This is a genomic window from Streptomyces sp. NPDC028305 (assembly GCF_055569495.1).
Genome location: NZ_JBVHTN010000007.1, coordinates 24,070 through 47,688 on the forward strand (window position 1 = coordinate 24,070; position 23,619 = coordinate 47,688).

Annotated in this window: 24 protein-coding genes; 13 read left to right on the forward strand and 11 right to left on the reverse strand. The window is 73.5% G+C overall.

What is annotated here, in order from left to right:
• Positions 1–28 precede the first annotated feature (28 nt).
• A complete protein-coding gene (locus tag ACZ4WQ_RS29845; protein WP_385348772.1) occupies positions 29–622 on the forward strand; it encodes a Clp protease N-terminal domain-containing protein in 594 nt (197 codons plus the stop codon).
• 32 nt (positions 623–654) lie between these two features.
• Positions 655–1,704 carry an EamA family transporter gene (locus ACZ4WQ_RS29850; protein ID WP_398373064.1) on the forward strand — a complete coding sequence of 350 codons (1,050 nt, stop codon included), beginning with the start codon at positions 655–657 and terminating at the stop codon, positions 1,702–1,704.
• 36 nt (positions 1,705–1,740) lie between these two features.
• On the opposite strand, the gene ACZ4WQ_RS29855 is transcribed toward ACZ4WQ_RS29850, so the two are convergent.
• Positions 1,741–2,418: a pyridoxamine 5'-phosphate oxidase family protein gene (locus ACZ4WQ_RS29855; protein WP_398373066.1), complete on the reverse strand. Its 678-nt coding sequence runs from the start codon at positions 2,416–2,418 to the stop codon at positions 1,741–1,743.
• Positions 2,419–2,454: 36 nt separating this feature from the next.
• On the opposite strand from ACZ4WQ_RS29855, the gene ACZ4WQ_RS29860 reads away from it, so the two are divergent.
• Positions 2,455–3,786, forward strand: coding sequence for an aminotransferase class I/II-fold pyridoxal phosphate-dependent enzyme (locus tag ACZ4WQ_RS29860; protein WP_398373068.1), 1,332 nt, complete (start codon positions 2,455–2,457; stop codon positions 3,784–3,786).
• Between the two features lie 19 nt (positions 3,787–3,805).
• Here the strand turns inward: ACZ4WQ_RS29860 and ACZ4WQ_RS29865 are convergent, their stop codons facing one another.
• A complete protein-coding gene (locus tag ACZ4WQ_RS29865; RefSeq protein WP_398373070.1) occupies positions 3,806–4,795 on the reverse strand; it encodes a DMT family transporter in 990 nt (329 codons plus the stop codon).
• Between the two features lie 74 nt (positions 4,796–4,869).
• Here ACZ4WQ_RS29865 and ACZ4WQ_RS29870 point away from each other — a divergent pair, with 74 nt between their 5' ends.
• The gene (locus ACZ4WQ_RS29870; RefSeq protein ID WP_398373072.1) at positions 4,870–5,778 is read left to right on the forward strand and encodes a LysR family transcriptional regulator; all 909 of its coding nucleotides are present in this window, start codon (positions 4,870–4,872) and stop codon (positions 5,776–5,778) included.
• Positions 5,779–5,803: 25 nt separating this feature from the next.
• On the opposite strand, the gene ACZ4WQ_RS29875 is transcribed toward ACZ4WQ_RS29870, so the two are convergent.
• Entirely contained in the window at positions 5,804–6,265 is a 462-nt protein-coding gene (locus tag ACZ4WQ_RS29875; RefSeq protein WP_361189817.1) for a pyridoxamine 5'-phosphate oxidase family protein, read from the reverse strand.
• Positions 6,266–6,393: 128 nt separating this feature from the next.
• Between ACZ4WQ_RS29875 and ACZ4WQ_RS29880 the strand changes: the two genes are divergently transcribed.
• Positions 6,394–7,041, forward strand: coding sequence for an isochorismatase family protein (locus ACZ4WQ_RS29880; RefSeq protein ID WP_398373075.1), 648 nt, complete (start codon positions 6,394–6,396; stop codon positions 7,039–7,041).
• A gap of 13 nt (positions 7,042–7,054) precedes the next feature.
• On the opposite strand, the gene ACZ4WQ_RS29885 is transcribed toward ACZ4WQ_RS29880, so the two are convergent.
• Positions 7,055–7,516 (reverse strand): Rieske (2Fe-2S) protein, encoded by a 462-nt coding sequence (locus ACZ4WQ_RS29885; RefSeq protein WP_311729576.1) that lies wholly within the window; start codon positions 7,514–7,516, stop codon positions 7,055–7,057.
• A gap of 119 nt (positions 7,517–7,635) precedes the next feature.
• Here ACZ4WQ_RS29885 and ACZ4WQ_RS29890 point away from each other — a divergent pair, with 119 nt between their 5' ends.
• From ACZ4WQ_RS29890 to ung, 6 genes are all read left to right on the forward strand, one after another.
• Positions 7,636–8,469: a HipA family kinase gene (locus tag ACZ4WQ_RS29890; RefSeq protein ID WP_311729575.1), complete on the forward strand. Its 834-nt coding sequence runs from the start codon at positions 7,636–7,638 to the stop codon at positions 8,467–8,469.
• Positions 8,466–8,861 carry a DUF3037 domain-containing protein gene (locus tag ACZ4WQ_RS29895; RefSeq protein WP_398373078.1) on the forward strand — a complete coding sequence of 132 codons (396 nt, stop codon included), beginning with the start codon at positions 8,466–8,468 and terminating at the stop codon, positions 8,859–8,861. The genes ACZ4WQ_RS29890 and ACZ4WQ_RS29895 overlap by 4 nt, the downstream gene beginning before the upstream one ends.
• Positions 8,862–8,990: 129 nt before the next feature.
• On the forward strand, positions 8,991–9,752 hold the full coding sequence (gene fabG, locus ACZ4WQ_RS29900) for a 3-oxoacyl-ACP reductase FabG (RefSeq protein WP_358848516.1): 762 nt from the start codon (positions 8,991–8,993) through the stop codon (positions 9,750–9,752).
• Positions 9,753–9,769: 17 nt separating this feature from the next.
• Entirely contained in the window at positions 9,770–10,531 is a 762-nt protein-coding gene (locus tag ACZ4WQ_RS29905; protein WP_398373080.1) for an SDR family oxidoreductase, read from the forward strand.
• Positions 10,532–10,639: 108 nt separating this feature from the next.
• Positions 10,640–11,605, forward strand: a complete 966-nt coding sequence (locus tag ACZ4WQ_RS29910; RefSeq protein WP_311729571.1) for an aldo/keto reductase — start codon at positions 10,640–10,642, stop codon at positions 11,603–11,605.
• Between the two features lie 76 nt (positions 11,606–11,681).
• Positions 11,682–12,362 carry a uracil-DNA glycosylase gene (gene ung / locus ACZ4WQ_RS29915; RefSeq protein ID WP_311729610.1) on the forward strand — a complete coding sequence of 227 codons (681 nt, stop codon included), beginning with the start codon at positions 11,682–11,684 and terminating at the stop codon, positions 12,360–12,362.
• A gap of 50 nt (positions 12,363–12,412) precedes the next feature.
• Here ung and ACZ4WQ_RS29920 read toward each other — a convergent pair whose 3' ends face one another.
• Positions 12,413–12,820 carry a DUF3224 domain-containing protein gene (locus tag ACZ4WQ_RS29920; protein WP_398373083.1) on the reverse strand — a complete coding sequence of 136 codons (408 nt, stop codon included), beginning with the start codon at positions 12,818–12,820 and terminating at the stop codon, positions 12,413–12,415.
• A 116-nt stretch (positions 12,821–12,936) separates the two neighbouring features.
• Between ACZ4WQ_RS29920 and ACZ4WQ_RS29925 the strand changes: the two genes are divergently transcribed.
• Together ACZ4WQ_RS29925 and ACZ4WQ_RS29930 are read left to right on the forward strand one after the other, a co-directional pair.
• The gene (locus tag ACZ4WQ_RS29925; RefSeq protein WP_468022565.1) at positions 12,937–13,923 is read left to right on the forward strand and encodes a helix-turn-helix transcriptional regulator; all 987 of its coding nucleotides are present in this window, start codon (positions 12,937–12,939) and stop codon (positions 13,921–13,923) included.
• A 78-nt stretch (positions 13,924–14,001) separates the two neighbouring features.
• Positions 14,002–14,481, forward strand: coding sequence for a hypothetical protein (locus tag ACZ4WQ_RS29930; RefSeq protein ID WP_311729568.1), 480 nt, complete (start codon positions 14,002–14,004; stop codon positions 14,479–14,481).
• A gap of 29 nt (positions 14,482–14,510) precedes the next feature.
• Here ACZ4WQ_RS29930 and lnt read toward each other — a convergent pair whose 3' ends face one another.
• Genes lnt through ACZ4WQ_RS29960 form a run of 6 tightly spaced genes read right to left on the reverse strand, consistent with a single transcriptional unit; the run spans position 14,511 to position 23,555 of the window.
• Positions 14,511–16,181, reverse strand: a complete 1,671-nt coding sequence (gene lnt / locus ACZ4WQ_RS29935; RefSeq protein WP_398373086.1) for an apolipoprotein N-acyltransferase — start codon at positions 16,179–16,181, stop codon at positions 14,511–14,513.
• Complete coding sequence (locus tag ACZ4WQ_RS29940) at positions 16,178–18,637, reverse strand: SpoIIE family protein phosphatase (RefSeq protein WP_311729566.1); 2,460 nt, start codon at positions 18,635–18,637, stop codon at positions 16,178–16,180. Before ACZ4WQ_RS29940 ends, lnt begins: the two co-directional genes overlap by 4 nt.
• A gap of 35 nt (positions 18,638–18,672) precedes the next feature.
• The gene (locus tag ACZ4WQ_RS29945; RefSeq protein ID WP_468022566.1) at positions 18,673–19,698 is read right to left on the reverse strand and encodes an ABC transporter permease; all 1,026 of its coding nucleotides are present in this window, start codon (positions 19,696–19,698) and stop codon (positions 18,673–18,675) included.
• Complete coding sequence (locus ACZ4WQ_RS29950) at positions 19,691–21,208, reverse strand: sugar ABC transporter ATP-binding protein (RefSeq protein WP_468022567.1); 1,518 nt, start codon at positions 21,206–21,208, stop codon at positions 19,691–19,693. The genes ACZ4WQ_RS29945 and ACZ4WQ_RS29950 overlap by 8 nt, the downstream gene beginning before the upstream one ends.
• Positions 21,205–22,239 (reverse strand): sugar ABC transporter substrate-binding protein, encoded by a 1,035-nt coding sequence (locus tag ACZ4WQ_RS29955; RefSeq protein ID WP_311729563.1) that lies wholly within the window; start codon positions 22,237–22,239, stop codon positions 21,205–21,207. The genes ACZ4WQ_RS29950 and ACZ4WQ_RS29955 overlap by 4 nt, the downstream gene beginning before the upstream one ends.
• Positions 22,236–23,555 (reverse strand): enolase C-terminal domain-like protein, encoded by a 1,320-nt coding sequence (locus ACZ4WQ_RS29960; RefSeq protein WP_385348743.1) that lies wholly within the window; start codon positions 23,553–23,555, stop codon positions 22,236–22,238. Before ACZ4WQ_RS29960 ends, ACZ4WQ_RS29955 begins: the two co-directional genes overlap by 4 nt.
• Positions 23,556–23,619 lie beyond the last annotated feature (64 nt).

Here is a 23,619-nt window from a genome sequence, read left to right on the forward strand (position 1 = left end):
GGACTCCGGGGACTGATGGGGTGAGAGCGTGCGAAAAAGTACCCCTGAGACCGGCACCACCCGCGACACCGGCCCCACCGGCCAGGTCGGCGCCGGATTCGAGGGCCGGCTCGGCGAGGAGCTGGCCGCGGTGGTCGCGGGGGCGCGCAGACGGGCGTTCCGCGATGGCGACCGGCAGGTCGACACGGCCCATCTGCTGCACACCCTGCTCGAGGCGGACCCCCGGGCGCGGGCCGCGATAGCCGGCGGCCCGCCGCAGGTCGCGCGGTTGCTCGGCTATCTGGCGCAGCGCGCCATCGGCTACGGCGTGCAGTGGAGCGGGTCGGTGGAGGACTCCGGTGCGGTGCCCCGGATGTGCCCCCGGGATGGTGACGGGGGCGACGGCAGGCTCGGCGGCGGGGCCCTGTCCGGCTGGTCGCCCGCCGCCGCGGCGGCCATGGGCGGAGCGATCGCCCGGGCCGGGGCCCGCGGCGCGTCCCGGGCCGAGGGGCCCGATCTCCTCGCCGCCCTCGCCGGCGACCCGGAGTGTCGCGCGGTGGAGGTGCTGCGACGGGCGGGCGTCGACGCGGAACTGCTGGTCGCGGCCCTGAACGGCGAGATGCGCCAGGAGTCAACGACATGACGGTCATGTCCTGAAGCTGACATGATGATCCGATGCACGACACTCAGGGGCAGGGTCCGGGACGGACGAGAAACGCGGGGCTGGGGCTCGCGCTCACGTCGGCACTCGCGTTCGGCGGGTCGGGGGTGGCGGCCAAACCGCTGATCGAGGCGGGTCTCGAACCGCTCCAGGCCACCTGGTTGCGGGTGGCGGGCGCCGCCTTGATCATGCTGCCGGTCGCCTGGAACCACCGCGCCCTGCCCGCCCGCCGCCCCGCGCTGCTGGTGGGGTTCGGCCTGCTGGCCGTCGCGGGGGTGCAGGCGTGCTACTTCGGCGCGATATCGCGGATCCCGGTCGGTGTCGCGCTCCTCGTCGAATATCTGGCCCCCGCCATGGTCCTCGGCTGGGTGCGGTTCGTTCAGCGGCGTCCGGTGAGCCGCGCTGCGGCGGTGGGGGTCGTGCTCGCGGTCGGCGGGCTGGCCTGTGTGGTCGAGGTGTGGTCGGGGCTGAGCTTCGACGCCGTCGGGCTGTTGCTCGCCCTGGCCGCTGCCTGCTGCCAGGTCGGCTACTTCGTCCTGGCCGACCACGGCGGCGACGGAGAGAACGCCGCCGATCCGCTGGGCGTCATCGCGCATGGGCTGCTCGTCGGCACGGTGGCGCTGACCGTGGTGGCGCGCCCCTGGAATCTGGACTGGTCGGTGCTGGCCGGCCGGGCCGATCTGGCCGGCGCGCGGGTGCCGGCCGTGCTGCTGCTCGGGTGGATCGTCCTGGTCGCGACGGTGGTCGCCTATCTCACCGGGGTCGTCTCGGTGCGCAGGCTGTCGCCGCAGGTGGCCGGGGTGGTCGCTTGTCTGGAGGCGGTCGTGGCCACGGTGCTGGCCTGGGTGCTGCTGGACGAACACCTGTCGCTGCCGCAGCTCGTGGGCGGCGGGGTGGTGCTGGCCGGCGCGTTCATCGCGCAGACCTCGGCGCCGAAGGCGGCCGTGGTGGCCGAGCCGGTGGCAGGGTCGGTGGCGGGGTCGGCGGCCGGATCGGCGCCGGCCGAAGCCGGTGACCGGCGGGCGGCCACCGGCCGGTCGGCGGACTCGGCGACCGCCTGCTGACCGGCCGGGCGTTCGCCGCGGGCGTGCCGGGTTCCGTCAGAGGCGGGTGAGGTAGTCGGGCACCGGCGTGTCGGCCGCCAGGTCGGCCGCGGGCACCGGCGCGCCGTAGGTCCGCGCAACCGGCAGCACCCCGCTCCAGTAGGGGAGCGCCAGGTCCTCGGGGTCGTCGTTCGGGCCACCGGTGCGGATCTTCGCGGAGACCTCGGCGAGGTCCAGACGGAGCACGGCGGTGGCGGCCAGCTCCTTGGCGTTGGCGGGCCGGGAGTCGGCCGCCCGGCCGGGCACCACATGGTCGACCAGGGCGTCGAGGGCCTCGGCGCGCTCGGTCTCGTCGGTCACCTGGCGGGCGGCGCCGTGCACCACCACCGAGCGGTAGTTGATGGAGTGGTGGAAGGCGGAGCGGGCCAGGACCAGCCCGTCGACATGGGTGACGGTCAGACACACCGGCATCCCCGGGTCCTGCGCGCCGCTCGCCATCCGCAGCGGGCGGGAGCCGGTCGAGCCGTGCACATACAGCCGCTCGCCCACCCGCGCGTACAGCGTTGGCAGGACAATAGGGGCGCCGTCGCGGATGAAGCCCAGATGGCAGAGGTAGCCCTCGTCGAGTATCGAGTGCACCACCTCGCGGTCGTACGAGGCGCGCTCGCGGGACCGGGTGGGCACCGTCCGGTCGGTCGGCTCGTAGGCGTCCGGGGCGGGGCTCGCGACGGTCATTTGCCCTCTCCTTTGAACTAGTGCAAAATAGGTTTTGTGCTAGGAGAGTATCGGATCGAAGGGCGTGGCGCAGCCGAGATCGCGGCGAGCGTGGAGCGTGCGGTGGGCGCCGGTGACCTGGAGCCCGGCCAACTTCTGCCCCCCATGCGCGAGTTGGCCGCGACGCTGGGCGTCAATCCCAATACCGTCGCCGCCGCCTATCGCTCGCTGCGCGACCGGGGAGTGATCGAGACCGCGGGCCGCAGGGGGAGCCGGGTGCGCTCGCGCCCCGCCACCACCCCCCGTGAGCAGATCCGCGTCGAACCCCCCGACGGCGTGCGCGACCTCGGGGACGGCAACCCCGACACCGCCCTGCTGCCGCCGCTCGGTGAGGCGCTCGCCGCGGCCGCCGCGCTGGGCGCCGAGCGCCCGGCGCTGTACGGCACGCCCGAGGTCTCCCCGGAACTCGCCCGACGGGCCCGCGCCGCCCTCGACGCGGACGGGGTGCCCGGCGGCCCCGTCGCCGTCACCTCCGGATCGCTGGACGCCGTCGAGCGGGTGCTCGCCGCCCACCTGCGGCCCGGCGACGCCGTCGCGGTCGAGGACCCGGGCTGGGGCAGCCTGCTCGACCTGATCCCCGCCCTCGGGCTGCGCGCCGTCCCCGTCGCGATCGACGACGACGGGCCGCTGCCCGGGCGGGTCGAGGAGGCGCTGCGGGACGGGGCGCGGGCGCTGATCGTCACCTGCCGGGCGCAGAACCCGACCGGCGCGGCGATCGGCGCCGTGCGCGCCCGCGAGCTGCGCGCGGTGCTGGGCCGCCATCCGCACACGCTGCTGATCGAGGACGACCATGGGCACGGCATCGTCGACCTGCCGCTCCACCCGCTGGCGGGCGGCACGGAGCACTGGGCGCTGGTCCGCTCCGTGGCCAAGGCGTACGGCCCCGATCTGCGGCTCGCCGTGCTGACCGGCGATGTCGTCACCCTGGACCGGCTGCGCGGCCGGCAGCGGCTGGGCCCCGGCTGGGTCAGCCATCTGCTCCAGGACGCGGTGGCGTGGCTGTGGCGCACCGGGGCGGTGGACCTCGCGGCGGTGGCCGCCTCGTACGGCGAGCGGCGCGACGCGCTGGTGCGGGCCCTGCGCGAGCGGGGGATCGCCGCCCATGGGCGCAGCGGGATGAACGTATGGGTGCCGGTGTCCGACGAGACCGGTGCCGTCGCCCGGCTGCTCCAGGCCGGGTGGGCGGTCGCGCCCGGGGCCCGGTTCAGGATCGCCTCGCCGCCGGGGGTGCGGTTGACCGTCTCCGCGCTGGGCGCGGACGACATCGGCCCCCTCGCGGACGCGTTCGCGGCGGCGACGGGGCCGATGTCGGCGGGGCGCTATGGCTGAGGCGGCGGGGCCTGGTCGCTCAGGCCCGAGGGGCCTTGGCGCGGGGCCGGGTCTGGGTCAGCGCCGCGCCCACGAGCACGATCAGCGCGCCGACCGGCGTGTTCCAGTCGAGGTGCTCGCCGAGGATCGCCACCCCCGCCGTGGTGGCGATGACCGGGACGAAGTACGTCACCATCATGGCGGTGGTCGGGCCGACCTCCTCGACCAGGCCGTACTGCACCAGGAAGGCGAAGCCGGTGCCGAGCGCGCCCAGCGCGATCACCGACAGCAGCGGCAGCACCGGGAAGGAGTCGGGGGCCGGGGCGAACAGCGGGGCGACGACCGCCAGCTGGGCCGTGCCCAGCAGCAACTGGGCGCCGGACATCGCCAGGTGGGAGTGGCCGGTGCCGGCCAGCGTGCGCCGGACGTACTGCCAGCCGACCGCGTAGCTGAGCGAGGCGGCCAGCGCCATCGCGGTGCCCGCCGGGTCCTGGCCGGAGAAGCCCTGCCACGCGCCGAGCACCACCAGCACCCCGGCGAAGCCGATGCCCAGGCCCGCGACGCGCCGCCGGGTCGGCCGGTCGTCGGAGGCGGCGACCACGGCGAGCAGCATGCCCCACAGCGGGGAGGACGCGTTGCAGATGCCGGCCAGGGTGGAGGGGATGGTCAGCTCGGCGTACGCGAACAGCGAGAAGGGGAGGGCGTTGAGGAAGAAGGCCGCCACGGCCAGATGGCCCCAGACCCGGGCGCCCCGCGGCAGCCGCTCCCGCTTCGCCACCAGGAACGCGACCAGGACGGCGGTGCCGAACACCATCCGCCCCAGCGTGACGTACAGGGGCGCGAACGCCTCGTTGCCGACCTTGATGAACAGGAAGCTGAAGCCCCAGATCAGGGAGAGCGCACCGAAGCGGATCCGCCAGTCCAGGCGCGGGCGGTCGGCGGTCGTGGTGGGGGTGGGGGCGAGAGCGGCCGGGGCGGCGGCCGTGTTGGCGCTGGTAGCGGTGGCGCGCGAGGCGGTCCCTGTGGTCATGGCCCCACCATGGCTCCTCCCGACCGCTTAGGACAAGCGAGAATTTCTGTGCCCTATCGCGTAGCATTGCTTATATGTTGAACCTGGACCGCCTCCGTACGCTGTACGCCGTGTCCCGCCACGGCTCCGTGAGCGGCGCCGCCGAAGGGCTGCACGTCACGACCTCGGCCGTCTCTCAGCAGCTGGCCAAACTGGAGCGCGAGACCGGGCAGCAGCTGCTCGCCAAGAACGGCCGCGGGGTGCGTCTCACCGACGCCGGACGGCTGCTCGCCGACCACGCCGCCCGCATCCTCTCCCAGGTCGAACTCGCCCAGGCCGACCTCGAGGCGCAGCGCGGCCAGGCGGTCGGCGAGCTGCTGATGGGCGCCTTCCCCACCGCCGTCCGCGGCATCTTCCCCGCCGCGCTGGGCAGGCTGCGCGTCGACCACCCCCAGCTGCGCCCCCGGCTCCAGGAGATGGAGCCCGACGAGTCGGTGCCCGCGGTGGTGCGCGGCGACATCGACCTGGCCGTCGTCCTGGACTGGTACAACAAGCCGCTGCCGATGCCCGACGGGCTGGTGAAGGCGCCACTGCTGGACGACCCCGTGGACCTGGCCATGCCCGTCGGCCACCGGCTGGCCGACCGGGACGCGGTGGATCCGGAGGAGTTCGCCGACGACGAGTGGATCTCCTGGCCCCAGGGAGGGTTCTGCTTCGACTGGCTGATGATCACCCTGCGCGGCAAGGGTCTGGAACCGCGGATCTGCCACACCGCGCGGGAGCACCACACCCAGCTCGCGCTCATCGCCGCCGGGCTCGGCGTCGCCGTGGTACCCCGGCTCGGCCGCGGCGCGGTGCCCGAGGGGGTGCGGGTGGTGCCGCTGCGCCAGCACACGATGCGGCGCCACGTCTACGCCATCTGGCGCGCGGACGCCGACCGCAGGCCCTCGATCCGGGCGGCGGTCGACGTCCTGCGGGCGGCGGGCGAGCGGACCGGCGGCTGAGCCGTGACCGCCCCCCGGACACGACCTAGGGGAGCTTGCGGAAGTCCCAGGAGCTGATCGTGTCGGGCGTCAGGCGCAGCCATGCGTGACGGCCGTCGTGCGGCATGGCGGACAGCCCGAAGTACTTGGCCGCGAACAGCCGCTCGGGCGTGTCGAGCTCGGGGCACGGCTCGCCGATGCGCGGCGCCTCGCCGACGATCGACACCCGGCCGGCCAGTTCGACGCCGCGCAGCTCCCCGTACTCGTGCCCGTCGTCGATCACCACGGCGACCCACGGGTCCCGCAGCAGCTGGGCCCAGCGGCGGCTGCGGGTGATGGAGTACAGCCACAGCGAGCCGCCGTCCCAGCCGAACCACAGCGGGCTGATGTGCGGCCGCCCCTCCGCGGACACCGTCGCCACCCGGCAGGTGCGCTGCTCGGTGAGGTAGGAGTCCAGCTCCGCCTGGGTCATCATGACGCGGCGGCCTCGTCGTTGAGTGATGGACATCGGTTCCCGCACCTCCCGGTGACTGATGTGTGTCGCACAGGATGAGGTCTCTTCCACAACACCGCAATGGCCACTAGCCTGCGCGGCCGGACCGGACCGGATCGGACCGCCGCCCGCAGGAGGCCACCATGCCCTCGCCCGCCCGCGAAACCCTGTCCGAGCTGCTGACCCCCGCGAGTTGTGCGCTGCTCACCGTGGAGTGCCAGCGCGGCGTGGTCGGCCCGCGCGGCGCCCTGCCCGAGCTGGCCGCCGCCGCCCGGGACTCGGGCGCGCTCGACACGGTCGCCCGCCTGGTGTCGGCGGCGCACGACACGCCCGTACAGGTCCTGCACGCGGTGGCCGAGCGGCGCCCCGACGGGCGCGGCTCGAACCGGAACGCGCGGCTGTTCCGGGCCGCCGGGCGGCTGCCGGTCCGGCAGCTGACCGGCAGCGACGCGGTACGGATCGCCGAGCCGATCCCGATCGCGCCCGAGGACCTGATCGTGCGGCGGCTGCACGGACTCTCGCCGCTCGCCGGGACGGACGTGGACGCGCTGCTGCGCAACCTGGGCTGCCGCACGCTCGTCATCACCGGCGTGTCGGCCAATGTGGCGATACCCAACGCCGTCTTCGACGCGGTCAACCTCGGCTATACGGCCGTGGTCCCCGTCGACGCCATCGCCGGGGTGCCCGTCGACTACACCCCGGCGATGGTCCGCAACACCCTCGCCCTCGTCGCCACCGTCACCACGGCCGAGGACGTCATCGCCTGCTGGCGCGGGTCCCGGCCGCGGTGAGCCGCACGGCGCCTCAGGCCATCGAGATGGTGTCGCCCTCCACCTTGATCTGCGCGGGGGGCAGCGGCTTGGTCGACGGGCCGCTCTTCACGCTGCCGTCGGCGATGTTGAACTTGCTGTTGTGGAACGGACAGTTGATGGTGCCGCCGGAGACGTCCCCGACCGGGTTTCCCGCGTGCGGGCACACGGAGGAGAACGCCTTGAACTCGCCGGCCTCGGGCTGGGTCACCACGACCTTGTGTTCCTTGAAGACCTTTCCGCCGCCCTCGGGGATGTCGGAGGTCTTCGCCAGCTCCATGCCGCCGCCCCCGCCGGTCTGGTCCGAGGAGCCGGATCCGCTGGTCTTCGACGAGTCCGCGGAGCTCGAGTCGCCGCCGCCGCACGCCGCGAGCGCGGCGGCCAGCCCGGCCGCGCCACACGCGGTGAGAACGGCGCGGCGGGTGGTGCCGCGCCCGGTGGTTGCCGGTTCCGCCATGGTGGTGCCTCCTGATGAGGGTACGTTTGCCAAGACCATACGTGCGCGGCGCCCGCAGCGTTCAGCCGTGGTGTCGAGCCGCCGCGTAAGGCGCTTGCGCACCTCAATAAGCTGGGCGAATGCTCCCTGAAGTCACCGCCACCCGGTATGTCACACCGCTGCGTGAGGGCGGATCGCTGCCCGGCATCGTCGAGGCCGACGACCTCGGCACGTACGTCATGAAGTTCATCGGCGCCGGGCAGGGCCGCAAGACCCTGGTCGCCGAGGTCATCTGCGGACAGCTGGGCCGCCGGCTCGGGCTCCGCGTCCCGGACCTGGTGCGGATCCAGCTGGACCCGGTGATCGGCCTGGGCGAGCCGGACGAGGAGGTCCAGGACCTGCTCAAGGCCAGCGGTGGGCTCAACCTCGGCATGGACTACCTCCCCGGCTCGCTCGGCTTCGACCCGCTGGCCTTCGGGGTGGGCCCCGAGGAGGCCGGGCACGTGGTGTGGTTCGACGCGCTGATCGGCAACGTCGACAGGTCCTGGCGCAACCCGAACATGCTGGTCTGGCACGGCCGGCTGTGGCTCATCGACCACGGCGCCACCATGATCTGGCACCACAGCTGGCGCGGCGCCGAGGCGGTGGCCGCCAAGCCGTACGACGCCTCCGACCACGTCCTGGCGTCCTTCGGCCCCGATCTCACGGCCGCCGCCGAGGCGCTGGCGCCGCGGATCACCGAGGAGCTGCTGACCGAGGTCGCGGCCGACGTCCCCGACGAGTGGCTGGTCGACGAGCCCGGCTTCGACGGCCCGGACGCGGTGCGCCGCCGGTATGTCGAACTGCTGCTGGAGCGCGCCGCTACGATCAGCGACCGGATCACCCTCGGCGAGCAGCGGCCGCCGGAGGGGGACAAGCCGTCCCGGGCCCCGGAGTGGCTGCGGATCTGGGTCGAGGGAAAGGCGTCGAAGTGAGCGGGCGGACAGACGGCCGCGAGGTCTTCGAGTACGCGCTGCTGCGCGTGGTTCCGAGGGTCGAGCGCGGCGAGCAGATCAACGCGGGCGTCGTGGTGTACTGCCGCGCCCAGTCCTTCGTGGCGGCCCGTACCCACCTGGACGAGGCCCGGCTGCTCGCGCTCGACCCCGACGCGGACGTGGCGGGCGTACGGGCGGCCCTCGCGGCCGTGGAGAACGTGTGCTGCGGCGGGGAGCGGGCCGGGCAGGCCGCGGTCGACGACGCGGGGCGCCGCTTCCGCTGGCTGGTCGCCCCGCGTTCCACGGTCGTCCAGCCGGGCCCGGTGCACACCGGCCTGACCAGTGACGCCGAGGCGGAGACCGGGCGCCTGCTGGAGCTGCTGGTGCGCTGACGCCCCTCAGTGGGTCGTTGACATGGCGTAGTGGGGCTTCTAGCGTCTCGTCTGCTGGAGAGACTAAGCGGTCGCTCATCGCCCTCGTCGTCCGGGCGGTGAGCCCCCACCGAGGCGAGGAGAACCCGCATGTCCACCACCGAGCAGCGCGTCGCCATCGTGACGGGCGCCGCCCGCGGCATCGGCGCGGCCACCGCCGTGCGCCTGGCGCGGGAGGGCCGCGCCGTCGCCGTGCTCGACCTTGACGAGGCGTCCTGCGCGGACACCGTGAAGAAGATCACCGAGGCGGGCGGCACGGCCATCGCCGTGGGCTGCGATGTGTCCGACGCGGCCCAGGTGGAAACCGCGGTCGGGCGTGTCGCCGAAGAGCTCGGCGCGCCGGTGATCCTTGTCAACAACGCGGGCGTGCTCCGCGACAACCTGCTGTTCAAGATGAGCGACAGCGACTGGGACACCGTCATCGGCGTCCATCTGCGGGGCGCCTTCCTGATGTCGCGCGCCTGCCAGAAGTACATGGTGGACGCGGCGTTCGGCCGGATCGTCAACCTCTCCAGCAGCTCGGCGCTCGGCAACCGCGGACAGGTCAACTACTCCGCCGCCAAGGCCGGGCTCCAGGGCTTCACCAAGACCCTGGCCATCGAACTCGGCAAGTTCGGCGTCACCGCCAACGCCGTGGCACCCGGCTTCATCGCCACCGACATGACCGCCGCCACGGCCGAGCGCGTCGGCATGGGCTTCGAGGACTTCCAGGAGGCCGCCGCGAGCCAGATCCCGGTGCGCCGGGTCGGACAGCCCGACGACATCGCCAACGCCATCGCCTTCTTCGCCGGTGACGCGGCCGGGTTCGTCTCCGGCCAGATCATGTACGTGGCCGGCGGCCCGCTCAACTGACGGGAGACACCGACCACATGACTGCGGGAACTTCCGACAGCGGCCGCGCCGCGCTCGTCACGGGCGCCAGCCGCGGCATCGGCTACGCCATCGCCGAGGCCCTGGTGGCACGCGGCGACCGGGTGTGTATCACCGGGCGCAACGAGGACGCCCTCAAGGAGGCCGTCGAGCGGCTCGGTGCCGACCGGGTGATCGGCGTGGCCGGCAAGGCCCATGACGAGGCGCACCAGGCGGTGGCCGTCGAGCGGGCGATGGAGGCCTTCGGGCGGCTGGACTTCCTCGTCAACAACGCCGGCACCAATCCGGTCTTCGGGCCGATCGCCGATCTCGACCTGGGCGTGCTGCGCAAGGTCTTCGAGACGAACGTCGTCTCGGCGCTCGGCCTCGCCCAGCGGGTCTGGAAGGCGTGGCAGAAGGACAACGGCGGGGCGATCGTCAACATAGCCTCGGTCGCCGGCCTGTCGACCTCGCCCTTCATAGCGGCGTACGGCGTGAGCAAGGCCGCCATGATCAACCTCACCGCGCAGCTCGCCCACGAGTTCGCGCCCGGGGTGCGGGTCAACGCCATCGCCCCGGCCGTGGTGAAGACCAAGTTCGCCGCGGCGCTGTACGAGGGGCGCGAGGAGGAGGCCGCCGCCGCGTACCCGCTGGGGCGCCTCGGCGTGCCCGAGGACATCGGCGGCGTGGCCGCGTTCCTCACCTCCGACCAGGCGGCCTGGATGACCGGGCAGACGCTCGTCGTCGACGGCGGCATATTCCTCAACGCCGGAGTCGGCTGAGGGCTTGCGTTGGCGCGCACTCCAAGGAGCACAGTCTCAGGTGTCGGATCCGACCGGGTCCGGCACCTGAGACTTCTGCTGACTTCTGTGTGAGGAGAGATGCGTACGATGCGCCATCTGACTCTGGCGGGCGGTACCGGGCCCGAGGTGAGCGCCCTGTGCCTGGGCATTCTCCCGTTCGGCAGCACCGTCGACGAGAAGACGTCCTTCGCGGTGCTCGACCGGTTCGCCGAGGCGGGCGGGACGTTCGTCGACACCGCCAACAACTACTCGATCTGGGCGCCGGGCGGCACGGGGAACGAGAGCGAGGAACTGCTCGGCCGCTGGCTGCGCAGCCGCGGCCGGCGGGAGACCACCGTCGTCGCCACCAAGGTCGGCGCCCGGCCCGACCCCGCGCGGGGGAGCGAGTGGCCGGCCAACTGGCAGGGGCTGGGCGCGGGCACGGTGCGCTCCGGCGTCGAGGACAGCCTGCGACGTCTTGGCACCGACCGCGTCGACCTGTACTACGCGCACATCGAGGACCGCACGGTGCCGATGGCGGAGACCGTCGGCGCGTTCGCCGAGCTCGTCGCGGAGGGCTCCGTCGGGGTCCTCGGATGCAGCAACCACGCCTCCTGGGCGGTGGCGACCGCCCGGCAGTACGCCGCCGACCACGGCCTGGCCCGCTACGCTTGCGTCCAGCAGCGCTACACCTACCTCCGACCGCGGCCCGGGGCCGACTTCGGCACCCAGGGCTTTGCGGGCATCGACCTCGTCGAGTACATCGGCACCCAGGAGGACATGACGCTGCTGGCGTACGGCTCGCTGATCCACGGCGCGTACACCCGCGACGACAAGCGCATCCTGGAGCAGTACGACCACCCGGGGACCGAGCGGCGGCTGAGCGCGCTGCGCGAGGTCGCCAAGGAGACCGGCGCGACCCCGAACCAGGTGGTGCTGGCCTGGCTCATCGGGGCCGAGAAGCCGGTGATCCCGGTGCTGGGGGTGAGCTCCGTGGCCCAGCTGGAGGAGGCGCTGGGCGCCGTCGACCTGGAACTCGACCCCGGGCTGCGGGCGAAGCTGGACGCCGCCTGAGCCGTTGTCGGTGGTCGCCGGTAGGTTCTGGGGCACGTCAAGAGAACGAACACCGGAGGTTGTTGACGTGACCCACATGCTGCCCGAGTCCTGGCGCGGCGTCCTCGGCGAGGAGCTGGACAAGCCCTACTTCAAGGAGCTCACCGAGTTCGTCGAGGAGGAGCGGGCCAGGGGTCCCGTCTACCCGCCGCGCGACGAGGTCTTCGCCGCGCTGGAGGCGACCCCGTACGACCAGGTCAAGGTGTTGGTCCTCGGGCAGGACCCGTACCACGGCGAGGGCCAGGGGCACGGGCTGTGCTTCTCCGTGCGCCCCGGCGTCAGGACCCCGCCGTCGCTGCGGAACATCTACAAGGAGATGCAGGCGGAGCTCGGCCACCCGATCCCGGACAACGGCTATCTGATGCCGTGGGCCCGGCAGGGCGTGCTGCTGCTCAACGCGGTGCTGACGGTCCGGGCCGGCGAGGCCAACTCCCACAAGAGCAAGGGGTGGGAGAAGTTCACCGACGCGGTGATCCGCGCAGTGGCCTCCCGCCCCGACCCGGCCGTCTTCGTGCTGTGGGGGAACTACGCGCAGAAGAAGCTGCCGCTGATCGACGAGGAGCGGCACGCCGTGGTCAAGGGCGCGCACCCCTCGCCGCTGTCGGCCAAGAAGTTCTTCGGCTCGCGCCCCTTCACCCAGATCGACGAGGCGGTCAAGGCGCAGGGGCACGCGCCCATCGACTGGCGGATCCCGAACCTGGGCGCCCAGGCCGGGTGACCGTCCGCACGGGATTCACGGCGTTCACGGCATTCACGGGATGACCGGCATCAGCCCAGGTCGTACTCGAAGCTGTACGGGGTGGTGGACTGGCCGGTCATGGCCACGAAGCCGCCCTTGCCGGTGAGCCCGGCCAGCTCGCCGGTGCCGGAGCCGGGCACCACCTCGAGCGAGCAGTGGATCTTGCCGTCCTCGCCGAAGGTGCCGTGCTGTACGAAGACGAAGCTGCCGGTGCGCCCGTCGAGGGTGCCGGTCACCAGCTCGTAGCCGGTGCAGACGCCCGTCTTGTCGGTGAAGTAGGTGATCGCGTACTCGCAGGTGGTGCGCTCCGCCTCCAAGGTCCCCGAGTAGCTGTTGGTGACCGTGGCGCGGGCCAGCTTCGTGCCGTCACCGGCCTCGCCGACGGTGTTCTCGTCCCAGTTGGCAAAGGCGAAGGTGCCGGTGGCGTGCGTGGTCATGCGGTGTCCTTCCAAGGGTTCCGGGGGCTCCGCGCGATCCGTGCCGCGCGGGCCGAGGAGTACGTTGCCCGCCGTACCTGACATCTTTTGTCAGGTACGGCGGCACAATGGGAGCCATGCGCGCCGACCGCCTGCTCTCACTGCTCCTGCTGCTCCAGAACCGGGGCCGGATGACCGCGCCGGAGCTTGCCGCGGAGCTGGAGGTGTCGGTCCGTACGGTCTACCGGGACATCGACGCGCTCGGCGCGTCCGGCATCCCGGTCTACGCCGACCGCGGCCCGGCCGGCGGCTACCGGCTGCTCGACGGCTACCGCACCCGGCTGACCGGGCTCACCGGCGACGAGGCCGACTCCCTCTCCCTGGCCGGGATGCCCGGCCCGGCCACCCAGCTGGGCCTGGGCGCCGACCTGGCCACCGCCCAGCTCAAACTGCGGGCCGCGCTCCCGGCAGAGCTGGGGGAGCGGTCCCGGCGCATCCAGGAGCGCTTCCACCTGGACGCGCCCGGCTGGTTCCGCGACGCCGAGGAGGTGCCCCACCTCGGCGCGGTCGCCGAGGCGGTGTGGCGGCCGAGCGTGCTGCGCGTGCACTACCGCCGCTGGCGCGGCGAGGTGCGGCGGGACCTCCATCCGCTGGGCCTCGTCCTCAAGGGCGGCATCTGGTACCTGGTGGCACGCGTGGAGAGCGCAGAGGGGGCGGAGGGCGTCCGCACCTATCGCGTGTCACGGATGCTGGCCGCCGAGGTCCTGGAGGAGACCTTCGAGCGGCCCACCGGGTTCGACCTGGCCGCCTACTGGGAGGAGTCGTCCCGGCGGCTGGAGGAGATGCGCTTCCAGGGTGAGGCGGAACTGCTGCTCACCCCGCGCGGACTGCGGCTGCTTCCGATGAGGTTCGGCGCGGCCGGAGAGGCCGCGGCCGCCGCCGCGGGCCCGCCCGACGCGGACGGCCGGGTGCGGGTGGTGCTGCCCGTGGAGTCGCTGCCCGTCGCGACCCACGACGTGCTGTGGCTGGGCGCGGAGGCCGATGTACTCGGCCCGCCCGAGCTGCGCGAGGCGGTCGCCCGCACCGTCACCGAACTGGCCCAGCGCTACGCCCCGTCGGGCTGAGCGCCCGAGCGCGCTGCCCTCGATCGGCGCCGGCCATGGTTAGTTTCGAGGGGAGGGTCGGAACGGCGGGAGGCCGCGATGGCGGGAGCACGGCGCGAGGCGCCCGAGGACGACGCGGTGCCGACCAGGATCGGCCAGGCCGTGATGCTGCACCGCGGCGGCGACCGGGAGGAGGCGCGCAACCGCCTGGCCGAGCTGTGGCGAGAACTCCACGACGGTGGGGTCGGCGGCGACCCCTTCCACCGCTGCGCACTCGCCCACTACATCGCCGACACCCAGGACGACCCGGCCGACGAGCTGATGTGGGACCTGCTGGCGCTCGCCGCGGCCGACCGGATCGCCGGCGCGGACGGCCGCCCCACCGCCACGCGGGTGCGCGCCTTCTACCCCAGCCTTCACCTCAACCTCGCGGCCGACTACGCCAAGCTCGGCCGGCGGGAGGCGGCCCGCGGACAGCTCGCCCTGGCGCGGGCCAGCGCCCGGGGGGCCGGTGACGGCCCGTACGGCGTCGGCGTGCGCGCCGCCATCCACCGGCTCGCGCTGCGGCTGGGCGGGTGAGGACGGGCGCAGCGCACAGCTACGGGTCGTCAAGGACGCGTCGGAGAACCGGAGCCCCGACGGCGCCTGAGCGCGCCCGCGCCCTCCACCGCGCCGAAGCCCGCGAGCGCGCCCAGCGAGCCGTACACGATCCACGGTCCGGTGTGCACATACGGGCTGGTGCCCCGGGCCAGCGGCACCTCGTAGACCATGGCCGCGCTGGTGTCGGTGCCCATCCGGCCGCCCACCGGCTCGCCGCGCGGCCCGAAGACCGCGCTCACCCCGGACAGGGTCGCGTGCACCATCGGCCGCCAGGTCTCCGCGGAGCGCAGCGCGGCCAGCGAGGCGTGCTGCGCGGGCGCCCAGCTGTGCTGGAAGGTGGAGGTCGCGGACTGCACGACCAGCACCTGCGCCCCGTCCCGCGCCAGATTGCGGCTCATGTCGGGGAACGCCGACTCGAAGCAGACCAGCGGCCCGATCCGCAGCCCGTCCGGGAGCCGCATCACCACCTGCTCCATGCCCCGCCTGCGGTCCTCGGGCGCCGCCTTGCCCACCGAGGTGACCCAGCCCAGCACCGAACGGGCCGGGATGTACTCGCCGAACGGCACCAGCCGCATCTTGTCGTACCGCTGATTGGTGGGGCCGTGCGGCCCTATCAGCACCGAGCTCTTGTAGATCCCCGGCTGGTCGCTGCGCCGCGCGTCCACGTTGACCAGCAGGTCGGCGCCGACCTTCCGGGACAGCGCGGCCAGCCGCCGGCTCAGGTCCGGGCGCGCGGCCAGGTCCTGGCCCACGCTGCTCTCGCCCCAGACGACGAGGTCGAGGTGGCGGCCCGCCAGCCGCCGGGTCAGCTGCTCGCTGCGGTCGAAGCGCGGCCCGGGGACGTTGATCACCCCCGGCTGCACCACGGCGATCCGCACCGTGCCGGCCGGCCTGGGCACCGGCGCCCAGCTCCACACCCCGGCGGCCACCGCGGCGCACGCCGTGAGCCCGGCCAGCGCCACCCGGCGCGCCCCGGCCACCGCGACCAGCAGCGCGAACGAGACGTTGACCAGCACGATCAGGAAGCTGAGCAGCCACACCCCGCCCACCGAGGCCAGCCGCAGCGCCGGCGGCACCTGCCACTGGCTGGCGCCGAGCAGACCCCACGGCCCGCCCAGGTACTGCCAGGACCGCACCAGCTCCGCCAGCAGCCACGCCGCGGGCAGCAGCACCAGGGCCGCGGCCGCCCGGCCCGGACCCGGCCGACCGTGCAGCAGCCGGTACGTCAGCCAGCCCCAGGGCAGCCACAACAGCCCGAGCAGCGCCGCGAGCACCACGATGAACACATGCAGGCTCGGCATCAGCCAGTGGTGCACCGCGAGCAGGAAGCCCGTCCCGCCCAGCCAGCCGTCCAGGGCCGCCCGCCGACCGGTGGGGGCCGAGCGGGCCAGCAGGATCCACGGCACCAGGGCCCCGTACGCCAGCCACCACAGCGACGGCTCGGGGAACGCCAGCGCGGGCAGCGCCCCCGCGAGCAGCAGCACGGCGCCGCGGATCCACCGGGAGGCGAGCCCGGAGCGCCACCGGCACTGCGACCGGCTTCGCCACCGGCCGCCGCGGCCGGACGACTTCCGCACGCCGTCCCCCCTCCCGGTGTCCGACCCGCCAGGGCCCGAGGCCCAGTGTGGGACAGGGACACGATCAGGAACAGGGCGCGGGTGCGCCGGGGTGCGCCTCATGACGGAGCCGGAAGGTCCTGCTCGGCCCAGATGAGCTTGCCGCCCTCGGTGTAGCGGGTGCCCCAGCGGCGGGTCAGCTGGGCGACGAGGAACAGCCCGCGGCCGCCCTCGTCGGTGGTGCGGGCGTGGCGCAGCCGCGGCGAGGTGTTGCTGGCGTCGGCGACCTCGCAGATCAGCACGTCGTGCCGGATCAGGCGCAGCCGGATGGGGCCGGTGCCGTGGCGGATGGCGTTGGTGACCAGCTCGCTGACGATCAGCTCCGTGGTGGGCATCAGCTCCTCCAGCCCCCACCCGGCGAGCTGGCGGACCGCCAGGGAGCGCGCGCTGGCGACCACGGCCGGGTCGGTGGGCAGGTCCCAGGAGGCGACATGGCCGGGGCGCAGCGAGTGCGTACGGGCCAGCAGCAGGGCGACGTCGTCGGACGGCGGGCGGGTCAGCAGGGCGTCGACCACCGTGGAGCAGAGGTCCTCCAGGGGCAGCCCGGGCTGGGCGAGCGCGTTGCTCAGGCGGGCCAGGCCAACATCGATGTCCTGGTCGCAGGTCTCGATCAGGCCGTCGGTGTAGAGGGCGATCAGACTGCCCTCGGGCAGCTCCAGCTCCGCGGACTCGAAGGGCAGCGACCCCAGGCCCAGCGGCGGCCCGGCGGGCAGGCTGAGGAAGGTGACCTCGCCGTCCGGGGCGACGACCGCGGGCGCCGGGTGCCCGGCCCGGGCCATGGTGCACCGCCGGGTGACCGGGTCGTAGATCGCGTACAGGAAGGTGGCGCCCAGCAGCGCGGCGGCGATGTTCTCCTCGCCCACCCGTTCCTCGCCGAGCCGCATGATCAGGTCGTCGAGGTGGGCCAGCAGCTCCTCGGGCGGCAGATCCATGTCCGCGAGCGTGTGCACCGCGGTACGCAGCCGGCCCATGCTGGCCGCGGCGTTGATGCCGTGGCCGACCACATCGCCGATGGCCAGGGCCACCCGGGCCCCGGACAGCGGGATCACATCGAACCAGTCGCCGCCCACGCCGTTGCGGATGTCGGTCGGCAGATAGCGCGACGCCACTTCCAGGACCGGGCTGTCGGGCAGGTTGTGCGGCATCAGGCTCCGCTGGAGGGCCAGGGCCGCGGTGTGCTCGCGGGTGTAGCGGCGGGCGTTGTCCACGCACAGCGCGGCCCGGGCGACCAGCTCCTCGGCCAGCAGCAGGTCGTCCTCCTCGAACGGGTCCGGGTGGCGGGAGCGGACGAACGACGCCACGCCCAGGATGGTGCCGCGCGCGCGGATCGGCACGACCATCAGGGAGCGCATCCCGAACTCGCGGACCTTCCGGGCCCGGTCCGGGTCGTCGCCGGTCCACGCGGTGACGGCGACGTCCATCACCGGGTCCAGCAGGGCCCGTCCGGAGAAGAAGCAGGACGCGAAGGGCGAGTCGGGGGAGATGGTGACGGGCTCCCCGGGCGCGGCGACGGACTCGGGGGTGCCCTCGTGGATGGAGGTCTGTCCGGCCCGCCGGAACGCGGGCAGCGTCCGCTGCGCCGGGGGCACCGGCTCCTCGCCGCGCACCACCGACTCCAGCAGGTCGACGGTCACGAAGTCGGCCAGCCGCGGCACCGCGAAGTCGGCCACCTCCTGGGAGGTCCGCATGACGTCCAGGGTGCTGCCGATGTGCGCCCCGGCCTCGTTCAGCAGCGCCAGGCGCTCGCGCGCCCGCCACCGGTCGGTTACGTCCATGCCCATGTAGCACACGCCCACCGGGTGGCCGTCGGAGTTGTCGAGCCGGAAGAACGAGGTCGAGTACGCGTGCTCGCGATACGGATCGGCCATGGTCCAGCCCCGGTACTCGTAGTCGATCACCGGCTTGCCGGTCTCCAGCACCTTGCGCATCTGCCGTTCGAGCGCGTCCGTGTCCAAGCCGGGCAGGGACTCCGCCATCCGGCGGCCCAGCCGCTGATCGCGCGGCACCCCGCCGTAGCGCTCCAGCATGTCGTTCATCCATACGTACCGCAGGTCCGGGCTGAGGACGGCCATGCCGATCGGCGAGCGGACGAGAAACGCCTCCAGCAGCGATCCGCTCAGCGCCCATGAGGGGATCTTGGACAGATCGATCGCGGAGACCAGCCAGCACCCGCTGCCGCTCCACTCGGACGTCCCGGAGAGCCCTTCGATCCCCGAGACCCGCAGGCCGACCTCGACCGGGTGCCCCGAGCGGTGCCGCAGCGTCACCAGACCGCCCCAACTGCCCTGGTCGCGGCACTGCTCCACGATGCTCAGCGCGTTCTGTGCATCCTCGGGCGCCGCCATCAGCTTCGCGGCAGGCTCGTTCAGCACCTCGGCCGCCGGGTAGCCGAGGAGGCGCTCCGTGGCGGCGGTCCACCCGACTACGGTGCCCGCCGCGTCGACCACCGCGGTCGCCGCGTCGGCCATGTCGAACGGGACGTGCGCTTCGGTTGGAACGATTCCCTCGGGGCTGGTCATCGCCCGTCCCATCTGCGGAGAGATTTCCCTTAATACTATGACTCCTGTGCCTCGCCGGTGGTGAGCCTGGCGACGATCAGAGCGAGCAGGATGATGCCGCCGTAGATCGCCTCGATCCAGAACGACGACACCTGGGCGAGGGTGAGCAGGTTCTCCAGCATCCCCAGCAGCAGCGTGCCCAGCAGGGCGCCGAGCAGGGAGCCGCGGCCGCCCCGGAGGCTGATCCCGCCGATCACCGCGGCCGCGAAGACGGTGAAGATCATGCCGCTGCCCTGGTTGGCGTCGACCGCGCCGACCCGTCCGGCGATGACCAGTCCCGCGACGGCCGACAGCGCCCCGCCGACCACCAGCACCGACCAGCCCACCCGCGCCACGCGGATGCCCGCCGCGCGGGCGGCCGGGGCGTTGCCGCCGACCGCGTACACCGCGCGGCCGAAGCGGTGGTAGCGCAGACAGAATCCGGCCACGGCGAAGCACCCGGCGGTCACCCAGACACAGAGCGGCAGGCCCAGCCAGTTCTCGGAGCCCAGAGCGAAGAACGCGGGCGGGGCGTCGAACAGCGTCTTGCCCGAGACCACGCCGATCAGGACCCCGCGCAGCACGATGTTCATGGCGAGCGTGACGATGAAGCCGTTGAGCCCGAGCCCCACGATCAGGGCGGCGTTGACCGCGCCGACCACCGCCCCGGCCACGGGGATGATCAGCAGACCCAGCCACGTCGGCCAGCGGGTGCCGAAGCCGCCGGAGGCGGCGGGGATCACGACCAGGAAGCCGAGCGCGGGTGCCAGGCCCGCGATGGACTCCAGGGACAGATCCATCCGGCCGCTGATCAGGATCATCGCCTCGGCGAGCACCAGCAGCCCGAGCGCCGAGGAGGCGCCCAGGATGTTGATCAGGTTCTCCCGCTCCAGGAAGGTGTCGTTGGTCAGCGCGCCGATCACCAGCAGCAGCACCACCGCGGGCAGCAGCGCGAGGTCGCGGACCCGGAACAGCGCGGCGCGGCGGGCCGGGCCGGGCTGTGAAGCGGCGGGGCCGGGCTGTGAAGCGGCCGGGTCACCCATGGCCGGCCGTCACCCCCTCGACGGCGGCGAGCAGTTCACCGTCCCGCCAGCCCGCCGGGTACTCGGCCGAGACGAAGCCGTTGAACATGACCAGGACGCGGTCGCAGACGCGCAGGTCCTCGAGCTGGTCGGAGACGATCAGCACCGCACGCCCCTCGGCCCCGGCCCGGAGCGCCGCCGTCAGCAGGGTGCGCTCGGCCCGTACGTCCACCCCGGCCGTCGGGTCGATGAGCACCAGCACCCTGGGGTCGGTGGCCAGGGCGCGCGCCAGGACCACCTTCTGCTGATTGCCGCCGGACAGCGCGCCGATCGGCTGGGCGGGCCCCCGGGTGCCGATGCCGAGGCCTGCGATCGCCCGCCGGGCCACGGCGTCCCGCGCCCCGGGCCTGATCAGGCCCAGCGGGCCGAGCCGTCCGCCGATCGGCAGGGTGATGTTCTCGGCCACCGACAGCTGCGGGACCAGCCCCTCGTGATGCCGGTCGCGCGGCAGACAGCCGACCCCGGCGGCCAGGGCCGCGGGCACGCTCCCGGTGCGCAGCGGGCGGCCGAAGATCCAAACGCGGCCGCCGGAGGTCCGGTGCAGACCGGCCACCGCGGCCCCCAGCTGATGACTGCCGGAGCCGGCCAGCCCGGCCAGGCCCACCACCTCACCGGCCCCGACGGTCAGGGAGACGTCGTGGAAGCTCGGACTGCTGAGGTGGTCCAGGCGTACGGCGGCGGGGGCGGTCTGTGTGGGCCGCGGTGGTGCGGTGTGGGGGACCGGCAGACCGCCGCGCTCGCCCGTCATCGCCTCGATCAGCTTTCCCGGGGACATCGCGCCGACCGGCGCGGTGACGATCCGGCGGGCGTCGCGGAGGACGGTGACGGCCTGGCAGACCTCGTACACCTCCCGCAGGTGGTGGGAGATGTAGAGGAAGGTGACCCCGGCCTCCTGGAGCCGCCGCATATGGGCGAAGAGCCGGCCGGTCGCCCGGCTGTCCAGCTGGGCCGTCGGCTCGTCCAGGACGATGAAGCGGGTGCCGAGCGAGAGCGCCCGCGCGATCTCCACCAGCTTGGTCTCCTCGACGCTCAGTCCGCCGGCCCGGGCTGTCTCGTCCACCGGCACGCCCCACTCGTCCAGGAGCGCGCGGGCCTCCCGCCGCATCCGCCGCCGGCTGATCACTCGGGCGCGCGGGGTGACCGGCTGACGCCCCAGGAACAGGTTCTCCGCCACCGACAGCTCGCCGATGGTCGTCGACCGCTGGTAGACGCAGGCCACCCGGCGGCGCCAGGCCGCCCGGTCGGCGACGGCGGGCGCGGGCTCGCCGTCGTAGCGCACGGTGCCGCGCTCCGGCCTCGTCAGCCCGGTGAGGACCGACACCAGCGTCGACTTGCCCGCCCCGTTCCGGCCGACCAGGGCGTGCGACTCGCCCCCCGCGACGGCGATCCCCGCGTCCAGCAGGGCCACCGTGGGCCCGTACCGCTTGGTGATCCCGAGGGCCTCGACGAGCGGCGGCCGGGCGGTGTTCATCGGCGGTTGCCCCACAGCGCCGGGTCGTCGACGTTGTGCCGGGTCACCAGCGGCGCGGGGAGCTGGTCCTGGAGGATGCCCCCGGGCAGCTCGACGACGGTGCTGCCGTGGTCGGTGCGGCCGGTGTGGAAGGTCTTTCCGGCCATCGCCCGCTTGATGTAGTACATGGCGTACTTCGCGTACAGGTCGGCGGGCTGGGAGACGGTGGCGTCGATGAAACCCCGGCGGATCGCGGTCAGCTCCTGCGGGATGCCGTCGTTCGACACGATGGTGATGTGGCGGGGGCTGCCCGCGCGGACCAGCGCGTTGTGGCGCTGGAGGGTCCGCAGGGTGGGCGCCAGATACACCCCGCCGGCCTGGAGATAGATGCCCTTGATGCCGGGGTTGGCGGTGTACAGGGCCTCAAGGCCGGCCGCGGCCTTGTCCGCCTGCCACCGGGCGGGGATGTTCAGCACCTTGATCGCCGGGTAGTGCCGCGCCATGCACCCGGAGAAGGAGGACGTGCGGTCCCGGCCGTTGACCGAGGCCAGATCGCCCTGGATCTGCACCACCTTGCCGGTCTTCACGGCCCGGCCCAGGACCTGGCAGGCCTTGCGGCCGTACGCCCGGTTGTCGGCCCTGACCACCATCGCCACCTTGCCGCTCCGCGGGGCCACGTCGACCGCGACCACCGGGACGTGTGCGCGCTGGGCGGCCCGCAGGCCCGGGACGATGGCGGCGGAGTCGATGGGCGAGACGACCAGGCCCTTGACGCCCTCGGACAGCAGCGTCTGGACGTCGGTGATCTGCTGGCCCGCGTCGCCGTTGGAGTTCACGGTGGGGAGCACACGGACGCCCTGGGCCGCGGCCTGCCGGGGGATGTCCTGGTTGTACGCCTGCCAGAACGGCGAGGTCAGAAACGGGACGACCACACCGACCCGGCCGCCGCCCCGACCACCGGCCGGCCGCCCGCCACAGCCCGCGGCGGCCGGCCCCAGGGCCACGGCGAGGACCGTGGCGACGGCGGCCGCGCGGTGACGCGTGGCGCTCATGCCGTTCTCCAGATCGCGCCGTCCGGGTAGGCGTACGCGCGCAGCGACTCGGGCCGCAGGGTGGAGCTGAACCCGGGGACGGAGGGGGCCGTGTACCGCCCCCGGGCGATCACCGCGGGATCGGTGAAGTGCTCGTGCAAATGGTCGACGTATTCGACGGTCCGGTCCGCGAGCCTGCCGGAGACCGCCACATAGTCGAAGGCGGCCAGGTGACGCACCAGCTCACAGAGCCCGACGCCGCCCGCGTGCGGGCACACCGGAACCCCGAAATCCGCGGCGAGCAGCAGGATCGACAGCAGTTCCGGGATCCCGCCGACGCGGCAGGCGTCCAGCTGGACAACGTCCAGGGCCTGCGCCTGAAGGAGTTGTTTGAAGACCACCCGGTTGGCCGTGTGCTCACCCGCGGCAACCTTCACAGGTGCAACGGCGCGGCGGATCGCGGCGAGGCCCAGGATCTCGTCGGGGGAGGTGGGCTCCTCGATCCAGTACGGGTCGAACCCGGCCAGCGCGCGGGTCCACTCGACCGCCTCGCCCAGCTCCCACCGCTGATTGGCGTCCAGGGCGATCCGCACCCCTGGGCCGACCGCCTCGCGGGCGATCCGGCAGCGCCGGATGTCGTCCTCCAGATCGGCCCCGACCTTCAGCTTGATCTGGGTGAAGCCGTCGGCGACGGCCCGGCGGGCGGCCGAGGCGACGTGGGCGTCGGAGTTGCCGAGCCAGCCGGGGGAGGAGGCGTAGGCCGGATAGCCCTCGGCGCGCAGCCGGGCCTCGCGCTCCGCCCTGCCGGGCTCCGCGCGGCGCAGGATCAGCAGCGCCTCGTCGGGGGGCAGCGCGTCGGCGAGGTAGCGGAGGTCCGCGACGGCCACCAGCTCCTCGGGGGTGAGGTCGGCCAGCAGCTTCCACAGCGGCTTCCCCCGCCGCTTGGCGTACAGGTCCCACAGGGCGTTCACCACGGCGCCGAGGGCCATGTGGGTGACGCCCTTCTCCGGGCCCAGCCAGCGCAGCTGGCTGTCGCCCGCCAATGCGCGGTAGCGGGCGTCCAGGCCGGCCGGGGTTTCGTCGAGCTCCGTCCCGGCCAGGTGGGGGCGCAGGGCGTCGATCGCCGCGACCGCCACCTCGTTGCCCCGGCCGATGGTGAAGCAGAGGCCGTGGCCCTCCAGTCCGTCCGGGGCGTCGGTGCGGATGGCCACATAGGCGGCCGAGTAGTCGGGGTCGGGGTTCATGGCGTCCGAGCCCCAGCCCCACCGCGAGGTGGGGAAACGGATGTCGTGCGTGTCGACGGCCGTGATACGCGCCTTCGTCAGCTGCTGCGTCATGGCTGATCACGCACCTGTCGCTCGTGCCCTCGGCCGGAGCCTCCCGGACGGCGGGGATCGCGCC

Bases quoted from the DNA above. Each gene is read 5' to 3' on its own strand.
- ACZ4WQ_RS29850 (WP_398373064.1), top strand. From the start codon at position 655: ATGCACGACACTCAGGGGCAGGGTCCGGGACGGACGAGAAACGCGGGG.
- ACZ4WQ_RS29855 (WP_398373066.1), bottom strand. From the start codon at position 2,418: ATGACCGTCGCGAGCCCCGCCCCGGACGCCTACGAGCCGACCGACCGG.
- ACZ4WQ_RS29865 (WP_398373070.1), bottom strand. From the start codon at position 4,795: ATGACCACAGGGACCGCCTCGCGCGCCACCGCTACCAGCGCCAACACG.
- ACZ4WQ_RS29870 (WP_398373072.1), top strand. From the start codon at position 4,870: ATGTTGAACCTGGACCGCCTCCGTACGCTGTACGCCGTGTCCCGCCAC.
- ACZ4WQ_RS29875 (WP_361189817.1), bottom strand. From the start codon at position 6,265: ATGTCCATCACTCAACGACGAGGCCGCCGCGTCATGATGACCCAGGCG.
- ACZ4WQ_RS29880 (WP_398373075.1), top strand. From the start codon at position 6,394: ATGCCCTCGCCCGCCCGCGAAACCCTGTCCGAGCTGCTGACCCCCGCG.
- ACZ4WQ_RS29885 (WP_311729576.1), bottom strand. From the start codon at position 7,516: ATGGCGGAACCGGCAACCACCGGGCGCGGCACCACCCGCCGCGCCGTT.
- ACZ4WQ_RS29890 (WP_311729575.1), top strand. From the start codon at position 7,636: ATGCTCCCTGAAGTCACCGCCACCCGGTATGTCACACCGCTGCGTGAG.
- fabG (WP_358848516.1), top strand. From the start codon at position 8,991: ATGTCCACCACCGAGCAGCGCGTCGCCATCGTGACGGGCGCCGCCCGC.
- ACZ4WQ_RS29905 (WP_398373080.1), top strand. From the start codon at position 9,770: ATGACTGCGGGAACTTCCGACAGCGGCCGCGCCGCGCTCGTCACGGGC.
- ACZ4WQ_RS29910 (WP_311729571.1), top strand. From the start codon at position 10,640: ATGCGCCATCTGACTCTGGCGGGCGGTACCGGGCCCGAGGTGAGCGCC.
- ung (WP_311729610.1), top strand. From the start codon at position 11,682: ATGCTGCCCGAGTCCTGGCGCGGCGTCCTCGGCGAGGAGCTGGACAAG.
- ACZ4WQ_RS29920 (WP_398373083.1), bottom strand. From the start codon at position 12,820: ATGACCACGCACGCCACCGGCACCTTCGCCTTTGCCAACTGGGACGAG.
- ACZ4WQ_RS29925 (WP_468022565.1), top strand. From the start codon at position 12,937: ATGCGCGCCGACCGCCTGCTCTCACTGCTCCTGCTGCTCCAGAACCGG.
- ACZ4WQ_RS29930 (WP_311729568.1), top strand. From the start codon at position 14,002: ATGGCGGGAGCACGGCGCGAGGCGCCCGAGGACGACGCGGTGCCGACC.
- lnt (WP_398373086.1), bottom strand. From the start codon at position 16,181: ATGAGGCGCACCCCGGCGCACCCGCGCCCTGTTCCTGATCGTGTCCCT.
- ACZ4WQ_RS29940 (WP_311729566.1), bottom strand. From the start codon at position 18,637: ATGACCAGCCCCGAGGGAATCGTTCCAACCGAAGCGCACGTCCCGTTC.
- ACZ4WQ_RS29945 (WP_468022566.1), bottom strand. From the start codon at position 19,698: ATGGGTGACCCGGCCGCTTCACAGCCCGGCCCCGCCGCTTCACAGCCC.
- ACZ4WQ_RS29950 (WP_468022567.1), bottom strand. From the start codon at position 21,208: ATGAACACCGCCCGGCCGCCGCTCGTCGAGGCCCTCGGGATCACCAAG.
- ACZ4WQ_RS29955 (WP_311729563.1), bottom strand. From the start codon at position 22,239: ATGAGCGCCACGCGTCACCGCGCGGCCGCCGTCGCCACGGTCCTCGCC.
- ACZ4WQ_RS29960 (WP_385348743.1), bottom strand. From the start codon at position 23,555: ATGACGCAGCAGCTGACGAAGGCGCGTATCACGGCCGTCGACACGCAC.